This window comes from Streptomyces mayonensis (genome assembly GCF_018982965.1).
Classification (GTDB): Bacteria; Actinomycetota; Actinomycetes; order Streptomycetales; family Streptomycetaceae; genus Streptomyces; species Streptomyces mayonensis.
Map to the genome: position 1 here is coordinate 1 of NZ_JACBYP010000197.1, position 8,248 is coordinate 8,248.

Below are 8,248 nucleotides of genomic sequence, written 5' to 3' on the forward strand. Positions count from 1 at the left end.
CTCCCGAGCCCGCCCGCGCCACGGGGCGCCGCACGAGCCGACGGGGGGGGCTTACCCGTTCGGGTGCCCCGGGCGCGCGCCGCCGTCGCCCCGCAGGCACGCGCTGATAGCCGTGGGGGATGCTGCACACCCCACACTCCCCGGCCCCCCGGCCCCGCGCGCGCTCTCGTCGCCGGCTCAGGGCGGCGGCGCTGCTCGCCTCGGCCGTGTCCGTCTGCCTGGTCGCCGCGAGTGCCCCGCCGACCCCGCTCGGCGTCGGCGACCGCCTCTTCCCGCACCTCGGCAACCCCGGCTACGACGTGGCGGCGTACGACCTCTCCTTCACCTACTCCGGCAGCAACAGCAAGCCGCTGAAGGCAGTGACGGTCATCGACGCCCGCGCCACGGCTGGCCTGGAGCGGATCAACCTCGACTTCGCCCACGGGAAGGTCGACTCCGTCGAGGTCGACGGCGAGCCCGCCGGCTTCGCCACGGCCGGCGAGGACCTCGTCGTCACGCCCGAGGACGCGCTCGACGAGGGCGAGTGGACGCGGATCACCGTGCGGCACAGCAGCGACCCCGTCTACTCCGAGGACCGCCAGGGCGGCTGGGTGCGCACCGCCGACGGCCTCGCCATGGCCAACCAGGCCGACGTCGCCCACCTGGTGTTCCCCTGCAACGACCACCCCTCCGACAAGGCGCGGTTCACCTTCCACGTCACGGCCCCCGACGGGCTCACGGCCGTGGCGAACGGACTGCCGACGGACGTGGAGCGGGCCGGCGGGACCACCACCTGGAGCTACCGGACCAGGCACCCCATGGCCACCGAACTGGCCCAGGTGTCCATCGGCCGCTCCACGGTGCTGCACCGCACCGGCCCGCACGGACTGCCCGTGCGCGACGTCGTGCCGACCGAGCACCGCGCGGCGCTCGAACCGTGGCTGGCGAAGACGCCCGAGCAGATCGCCTGGATGGAGAAGAAGGCCGGACGCTACCCCTTCGAGACGTACGGCCTCCTCATGGCCGACGCCACCACCGGCTTCGAGCTCGAGACCCAGACGCTCACCCTCTTCGAGCGCGAGCTGTTCACCGAGCCCGCCTACCCCCAGTGGTACGTCGAGTCGATCATGGTGCACGAGCTGGCCCACCAGTGGTTCGGCAACAGCGTCACCCCCGCCACCTGGTCCGACCTGTGGCTGAACGAGGGACACGCCACCTGGTACGAGGCGCTCTACGCGGAGGAGACCGCGGACCGGCCCGTGGCGGAGCGCATGAAGGCCGCGTACGGCGCCTCCGACCGCTGGCGCGCGGCCGGCGGTCCGCCGGCCGCGCCGAAGCCGCCGAAGAACGGCAGCAAGACCGGCATCTTCCGCGCCAACGTCTACGACGGCGCCGCGCTGGTCCTCTACGCCCTTCGCCAGGAGATCGGCCGCCCCGCCTTCGAGGGCCTCGAACGCGCATGGACCGCGACGCACCGGGACGGCACGGCGACGACCGCCGACTTCGTGCGGCTCGCCTCCGAGACGGCCGGCCGCGACCTGACCGGCTTCTTCCAGGCCTGGCTCTACGGTGAGAAGACACCGCCGATGCCCGGTCACCCCGACTGGAAGCCGTCCGCCGAGACGGCGCCCGCCAAGGGGTCGCAGGCGGCGCACGGGGAATAAGCCGGTGACGAGACGGCCCGTACCGTGCGACCATCTTCGGGACGGCGCGGACGGGCCGCGGGAATCTCCCCGCCCCCTCGCGCGTTGTGCCCAGTGCGGCGGCACGCCCGCCGCCCGCATCCCTCCCCAGCCACGTAAGGATCCAATGACCTCCTCTTCTTCCCCCTCCCAGGACACCAAGCGTCTCGCGCAGACCTATCCCGAGGGCCTTCGGGCCGATGCCCTGATGGAAGAGGACGTCGCCCGGAGCCCCGAGACCGGGTCGGAGTGGGACGGTGAGCAGTTCGACCGTTCCGACCGCGCGGCCCTGCGCCGGGTGGCGGGTCTCTCCACCGAGCTGGAGGACGTCACCGAGGTCGAGTACCGCCAGCTCCGCCTGGAGCGGGTCGTCCTCGTCGGCGTGTGGACCTCGGGCACCGTGCGGGACGCGGAGAACTCGCTGGCCGAGCTGGCCGCCCTCGCGGAGACCGCGGGCGCGCTCGTGCTCGACGGCGTGGTGCAGCGCCGCGACAAGCCCGACGCCGCCACCTACATCGGCTCCGGCAAGGCCGAGGAACTGCGGGACGTCGTCCTCGACACGGGCGCCGACACTGTCATCTGCGACGGTGAGCTGAGTCCGGGGCAGCTGATCCACCTCGAGGACGTCGTCAAGGTCAAGGTCATCGACCGCACCGCCCTGATCCTCGACATCTTCGCCCAGCACGCCAAGTCCCGAGAGGGCAAGGCGCAGGTCGCGCTCGCGCAGATGCAGTACATGCTGCCCAGGCTGCGCGGCTGGGGCCAGTCGCTGTCCCGGCAGATGGGCGGCGGCAAGGGCGGCGGCCTCGCCACCCGTGGACCCGGTGAGACCAAGATCGAGACGGACCGGCGCCGCATCCGCGAGAAGATGGCCAAGATGCGCCGGGAGATCGCGGAGATGAAGACCGGCCGCGAGATCAAGCGCCAGGAGCGCAGGCGCCACAAGGTGCCCTCCGTCGCCATCGCCGGCTACACCAACGCGGGCAAGTCCTCGCTGCTCAACCGCCTCACCGGCGCGGGCGTGCTGGTGGAGAACGCGCTGTTCGCCACCCTCGACCCGACCGTGCGCCGCGCGGAGACCCCGAGCGGCAGGTTGTACACGCTGGCGGACACCGTCGGCTTCGTCCGGCACCTGCCGCACCACCTGGTCGAGGCGTTCCGCTCCACGATGGAGGAGGTCGGCGACTCCGACCTGATCCTGCACGTGGTCGACGGTTCGCACCCCGTCCCGGAGGAGCAGCTGGCCGCCGTGCGCGAGGTGGTCAGGGACGTCGGCGCCACCGACGTGCCCGAGATCGTCGTAATCAACAAGGCCGACATGGCCGACCCGCTGGTGCTCCAGCGGCTGCTGCGGACGGAGAAGCGGTCCATCGCCGTCTCCGCGCGCACCGGCCAGGGCATCGACGAGCTGCTCGCCCTGATCGACAACGACCTGCCGCGCCCGTCGGTCGAGATCGAGGCGCTCGTGCCCTACACCCAAGGCAAGCTCGTGGCCCGCGCCCACGACGAGGGCGAGGTGGTCTCCGAGGAGCACACCGCGGAGGGCACCGTGCTCAAGGTGCGGGTGCACGAGGAACTGGCGGCGGAACTCTCGCCGTACGTCCCGGCGCCGCTCGCCTGAGACCTGAGTCACGAGACCTGAGTCACGGGACCTGAGGTCCGAGGCTCGAGTCCCGAGTTCCGTACCGTGATGGGTGAGACCCGAGACCCGTACCGCGACGGCCGAGGGCCCGTCCCCTGTTCCAGGGGGCGGGCCCTCGCCTCGTACTCGGGTCACCGACCGCCGTACGTCTTACTCATGTTCTGGTACATCGCCTCGGCGCCGCGGCCCAGCTGCGGGCCGGCCAGCCAGGTGTTCTCCAGCGGGCCGATCGAGGTGTTGGAGACGAGCTTGGTCTCGCCGTCCACCACCCGGAACCAGCCGCCGCCGGACGAACCGCCGGTCATGGTGCAGCCGATGCGGTACATCGTCGGCAGCGACGGGCTCAGCGACAGCCGGCCCGGCCGGTCGACGCACTTGAACATCTGCAGGCCGTTGTACGGCGGTGCGGCCGGGTAGCCCCAGGCTCCCATGCTGGCCACCTCCGTCGCCGACGGAGCGGAGAAGTCCACCTCGAGCGCCGCACCGACCGTCTCCTCCAGGGACTTGCTGCCCTGCTCCGGCTTCACGTGCAGCACCGAGTAGTCGTGCGCCGCCCCGTCGCCGCCGTTCTCCGAGCCGCCCTTGATCCACTGGTCCGAGGTCGACGCCCAGTCGGCCCACCAGGTGCCGTACGGGGCGATCTCGGTGGTCGTCGCAGCGGCCAGCTCGGCCTCGGACTTGGCGAGGTCGTTGTAGGACGGGACGAAGGCGATGTTGCGGTACCAGCCGCCGCTGCCGCCGGCGTGCACGCAGTGGCCGGCCGTCCACACCAGGTTGGACTTGCCCGGGTGGTTGACGTCCTTGACGACCGTGCCGGAGCAGACCATCGAGCCCTCGGGGGAGTCGAAGAAGACCTTGCCGACCGGAGCGGCGTTCTCGTGGTACGGCGTCTTCTCGGCCGTCGCCTCCACCGGCGCCGGCTCGGGGTCGGTGGAGCCCTGGTCGGCGGTCGCGTCCTTCGTCGTGACCGTCTTGTCGGCCTCCTTCGCCGATGTCATACGGTCCGGCTCCCACAGGCCCTCGATCATCGGGTTGACGAAGTCCTTGGCCTCACTGAGCCACTTGTCCTTGTCCCAGTTCTTCCAGCCGCCGTCCTTCCACTGGTCGGCGTCGATGCCGTGCTCCCTGAGCCGGTCCGCGAGGTCGGCCGGCAGACCGCCCTCGCCGCCGCCGGCATCACCGGTGTCGGCGGCCTGCGAGGCGCCGCCGTCGGGCTTGGCGTCGGCCTCGTCCTCCGTCCCGCCACAGGCGGTGGCGGTGAGTGCCAGCGCGGCGACCAGGCCCGCGGCGGCGAGTACGGTGCGCCGCCCGCGCCGTGGTGCGGCGGACGTGGGTGTGGAACGCATGGTGTGACGACCCCCGTGAAATGGTGTGAATGTCATGGAAACCGAGGTGGGGTGCCGGCCTCCGCCCGGCGCACCCCACCTCCTGCGCGCGTCAGTACGAGATCCGGTGGGCGATCACTGGCCCGCGAACTTGCCGCTCACCGCGTCGAAGACGCCCTCGGCCTCCTTGCCGAGGCGCGGACCGGCCAGCCAGCCCGCCGTGATCGGGCCGATCGAGGTGTTGGACACCAGGGCGGGCTTGCCGTCGGAACCGGCCGCGACCCAGCCGCCGCCGGACGAACCGCCGGTCATGGTGCAGCCGATGCGGTACATCGTCGGCTCCGAGGCGTTCAGGGACAGCCGGCCGGGCTTGTCCTGGCACTGGTACAGCTTCTGGCCGTCGTACGGCGGCGCCGCCGGGTAGCCGATCGCCTTCATGCTCTCGGTCTCCGGCACCGCGGGCGCGTCGAAGTCCACCGGCAGCGCGTCGCCGACCGTCTCCTCCAGGGACTTGCCGCCGCTGCCCTTCTCCGGCGTCACATGGATGACGGCGAAGTCGTAGGAGGCGCCCGCACCGCCGGTCGCACCGCCCTGCTCGATCCACTGGTCGGAGGTCTGTGCCCAGTCGCCCCACCAGACACCGTAGGGAGCGACGTCCTCCCGGGTGGCGCTCTCCAGTTCGTCGGCGGACAGGTTCCCGTCGTTGTACGAGGGCACGAAGGCGATGTTGCGGTACCAGCCACCGCTCTTGCCCGCGTGCACGCAGTGGCCGGCCGTCCACACCATGTTGGACTTGCCGGGGTGGGCCGGGTCCTTCACGACCGTCGCCGAGCAGACCATCGAGCCCTTGGGGGAGTCGAAGAGGAGCTTGCCCGAGGTGGCGGCGCTGTCGTGGTACTTGGCCGGCACCGCCTCCGCCTCGACGGGGGCGGGCTCCGGGTCCGTGACACCCTGGTCACCGGAGATGTCGTTGTCGTCGACCTCCTGGTCGGGCTCCTCGGCGTCCCGCATCCGGTCCGGGTCCCACAGGCCCTCGATGACCGGATTGACGAAGTCCTGCGCCTCGCGCAGCCAGTCGTCCTTGTTCCAGTTCTTCCAGGCGCCGTTCTTCCAGTCGTCTACGTCGATCCCGTGTTCCTTGAGCTTGTCCTTGATGTGCTCAGGGATCCGGATGCCCCCGTTGCCGTCGTCCGCGGCGGACGCGGAGGCCGAGGCGTCGCCGCCCGCCTCGGCGTCACCGTCCTCGCACGCCGTGGCGGTGAGCGCGAGAGCCGAGACGAGTGCCACGGTGGCGGCCGCGGACGAGGTGGTGCGCCGCCCGCGCCTGCGCCCGCGCGCGGTGAACGGCCGTATGGATCGCATGGTGTTGATTCCCCCTGCTGTGAATGAACGTGGTGCCGCGGCCCGACCGACGAGCGGTGAACCCGGAACGGCCCCACACACTATTAGCCGGCTGTGGGGGAGTTCCGACGGAACGGCAACGGTTCGGACACAGCCGCCTGACCTGGCCCGCTGTGCCCGACGGTCCGCGAAGTCGGCCCCCGCCGCCGCGGCGGAGGGCGAAAGTCCCGTCCCGGCAAGGATCCTAGGGCAGGCCGTAACCCCGTGAACGGTCCGCGGTTGGTAGCGGTGAGGGGCCCGCTGTCCGGACGCGGTCCCCCGTGCCGGGCACGACCCGGCGCCGCGCACCCCGTCCGGGCAGCGGGAGGTCGACAGGCCGTGGCGGGATCGGCGTACGCAAATGGCGCGAACTCGGGCACAGATGCCGAAAACCGGCCGGTACCGGTGGTGGCGGGCCTGCCCACCGGCGGGGCGTCCGGGGACGGTGCGTCGGGGCACGAGGGGGCGGGGTACGAGGGGGCTGGGCGCGGGGAGTCGGACCGCGGGGCGCTCGGACAGGGACCGTCACGGCGCGGGCTGCCTGCGTACGGGGCCTTCGGCGGGGAGGCCTCCACGCGGGGGCGCGCCTTTGTGCAGGGGCGCGCCGTTCAGGAGGGTGCTTCGTGGCGCAGGCCGGCGCGTGAACCCGCCGCGCGCACCTACGCGCACGCCGTTCCGGTCGTACCGGTCCGGGCGCGGGGGCTCACCATCGAGGATGCCGAGGGCCGCCGTTACCTGGACTGCGTCTCGGGCGCGGGGACACTCGCTCTGGGTCACAATCACCCCGCCGTGCTGGAGGCGATCCGCGGAGTCCTCGATTCGGGCGCCCCACTGCAGGTCATGGACCTCACCACGCCGGTCGAGGACGCTTTCGTCACGGAGTTGCTGCGCACCCTGCCGCCCGGACTCGCCGACCACGCGCGCGTGCGGTTCTGCGGCCCGAGCGGTACGGAACCGGTCGACACGGCGGCCGCGCTGGTCCGCGCGGCGACGGGCCGGAACCGGACGGTCACCGCTCACCAGTGGGTGCCCGACGGCGGTGGACCCGAACGGACACAGCCGGCCGGGTTGTTCCTGGAACCGGGCGGCAGCGCGGCCGAGGTGCGTCCCACCCCGGACACCTTCGTCCGGCACCTGCGCGCCCTCACGACCGAACGGGCCGTCCCGCTCGTGATCGACGAGCGGGAGACGGGCGTCGGACGGACCGGGGCCTTCTGGGCGTTCGAACACAGCGGTGTCGTCCCCGACGTTCTGGTCCTGGCCAGGGCGATCGGCGGCAGCCTGCCGCTGGCCGCGGTGATCCACCGCGCCGACCTGTACGGCCCGGACGACTCAGCCGCCTCGGGACCCGAGGGCGGCGGCTTCCGCGGCAACCAGCTCGCCCTGGCCGCGGGCGCGGCCACGCTCGCCCACGTCCGGGAGCACCGCCTCGCCGAGCACGCCGCGGCGCTCGGGGCCCGGACGCTGGACCGGCTGCGCCCGTTGGCCGAGCGGTTCACGTGCGTCGCCGACGTGCGGGGGCGCGGTCTGCTCACCGGCATCGAGCTGGCGACGCCGGACGGTGACGCCCAGGAGCACCGCTCCGGCTCCGCCGGCGGCACCACCGAGGGACTCGCCGGTGTCGTGCAGCGGGAGTGTCTGCGCCGCGGACTGATCGTGGACGCCACGGGCCCCGCCGGGAACGTGGTGCGCCTGATGCCGCCGCTGATCGTCACCGAGGAGCAGATGACGGCGGTCCTGGACCGGTTGGCCGACGCCCTGGAGGCCGTGGACCGGCGCTTCGGCGACAGCGCGCCGTTACCCGGGCGGCGCGCCCAGCGCTGACACCGACCGCCCGGTCCCGCCCAGCACTCCAGAAGGACCCACGTTGCCCACCGACACCACACCCGACCCGCACCCCGCCCCGGCCTTCGCTCCCCACCTCGCACCGGCCTCCGGCCCCCACCCTGCGCCGGCGGGTGGCCGGGTGCCTGGTTCGGCCTCGGCTCCCCGCCGTGTACCGGTGCCGGGGCTGAACCTTGAACCGGTGCCGGGGCTGAACCTTGAACCGGTGCCCGGCGCCGATCCTGCGCCGGCGGGTGGCCGGGTGCCTGATCCAGCCTCTGCTCCCCACCTCGTACCGGCCTCAGGCGCCGACCTCGAATCGGCCTCCGGTCCGGCCTGCGTACCGGCGCCCCCCCCCACCCCCGCCCCCCCCGCCCCCCCCACCCGCCCCCCGCCCCCCCCCCCCCCCCCCGGGC

At 72.8% G+C, this 8,248-nt stretch carries 5 protein-coding genes; 3 read left to right on the top strand and 2 right to left on the bottom strand.

The window, feature by feature from the left end; genetic code table 11:
- Positions 1–119: 119 nt before the first annotated feature.
- Both HZS56_RS36570 and hflX read left to right on the top strand, forming a co-directional pair.
- Entirely contained in the window at positions 120–1,643 is a 1,524-nt protein-coding gene (locus tag HZS56_RS36570; protein WP_216725119.1) for a M1 family metallopeptidase, read from the top strand.
- A gap of 145 nt (positions 1,644–1,788) precedes the next feature.
- Positions 1,789–3,282, top strand: a complete 1,494-nt coding sequence (hflX, locus tag HZS56_RS36575; RefSeq protein WP_216725120.1) for a GTPase HflX — start codon at positions 1,789–1,791, stop codon at positions 3,280–3,282.
- A gap of 152 nt (positions 3,283–3,434) precedes the next feature.
- Here the strand turns inward: hflX and HZS56_RS36580 are convergent, their stop codons facing one another.
- Both HZS56_RS36580 and HZS56_RS36585 read right to left on the bottom strand, forming a co-directional pair.
- Positions 3,435–4,649 carry a trypsin-like serine peptidase gene (locus HZS56_RS36580; protein ID WP_216725121.1) on the bottom strand — a complete coding sequence of 405 codons (1,215 nt, stop codon included), beginning with the start codon at positions 4,647–4,649 and terminating at the stop codon, positions 3,435–3,437.
- Between the two features lie 114 nt (positions 4,650–4,763).
- A complete protein-coding gene (locus HZS56_RS36585) occupies positions 4,764–5,990 on the bottom strand; it encodes a trypsin-like serine peptidase (protein ID WP_216725122.1) in 1,227 nt (408 codons plus the stop codon).
- Between the two features lie 609 nt (positions 5,991–6,599).
- Here HZS56_RS36585 and HZS56_RS36590 point away from each other — a divergent pair.
- Positions 6,600–7,832, top strand: a complete 1,233-nt coding sequence (locus HZS56_RS36590) for an aminotransferase class III-fold pyridoxal phosphate-dependent enzyme (RefSeq protein ID WP_308408242.1) — start codon at positions 6,600–6,602, stop codon at positions 7,830–7,832.
- The last annotated feature ends 416 nt before the right edge of the window (positions 7,833–8,248 follow it).

Bases quoted from the DNA above. Each gene is read 5' to 3' on its own strand.
- HZS56_RS36585 (WP_216725122.1), bottom strand. From the start codon at position 5,990: ATGCGATCCATACGGCCGTTCACCGCGCGCGGGCGCAGGCGCGGGCGG.
- HZS56_RS36580 (WP_216725121.1), bottom strand. From the start codon at position 4,649: ATGCGTTCCACACCCACGTCCGCCGCACCACGGCGCGGGCGGCGCACC.
- hflX (WP_216725120.1), top strand. From the start codon at position 1,789: ATGACCTCCTCTTCTTCCCCCTCCCAGGACACCAAGCGTCTCGCGCAG.
- HZS56_RS36570 (WP_216725119.1), top strand. From the start codon at position 120: ATGCTGCACACCCCACACTCCCCGGCCCCCCGGCCCCGCGCGCGCTCT.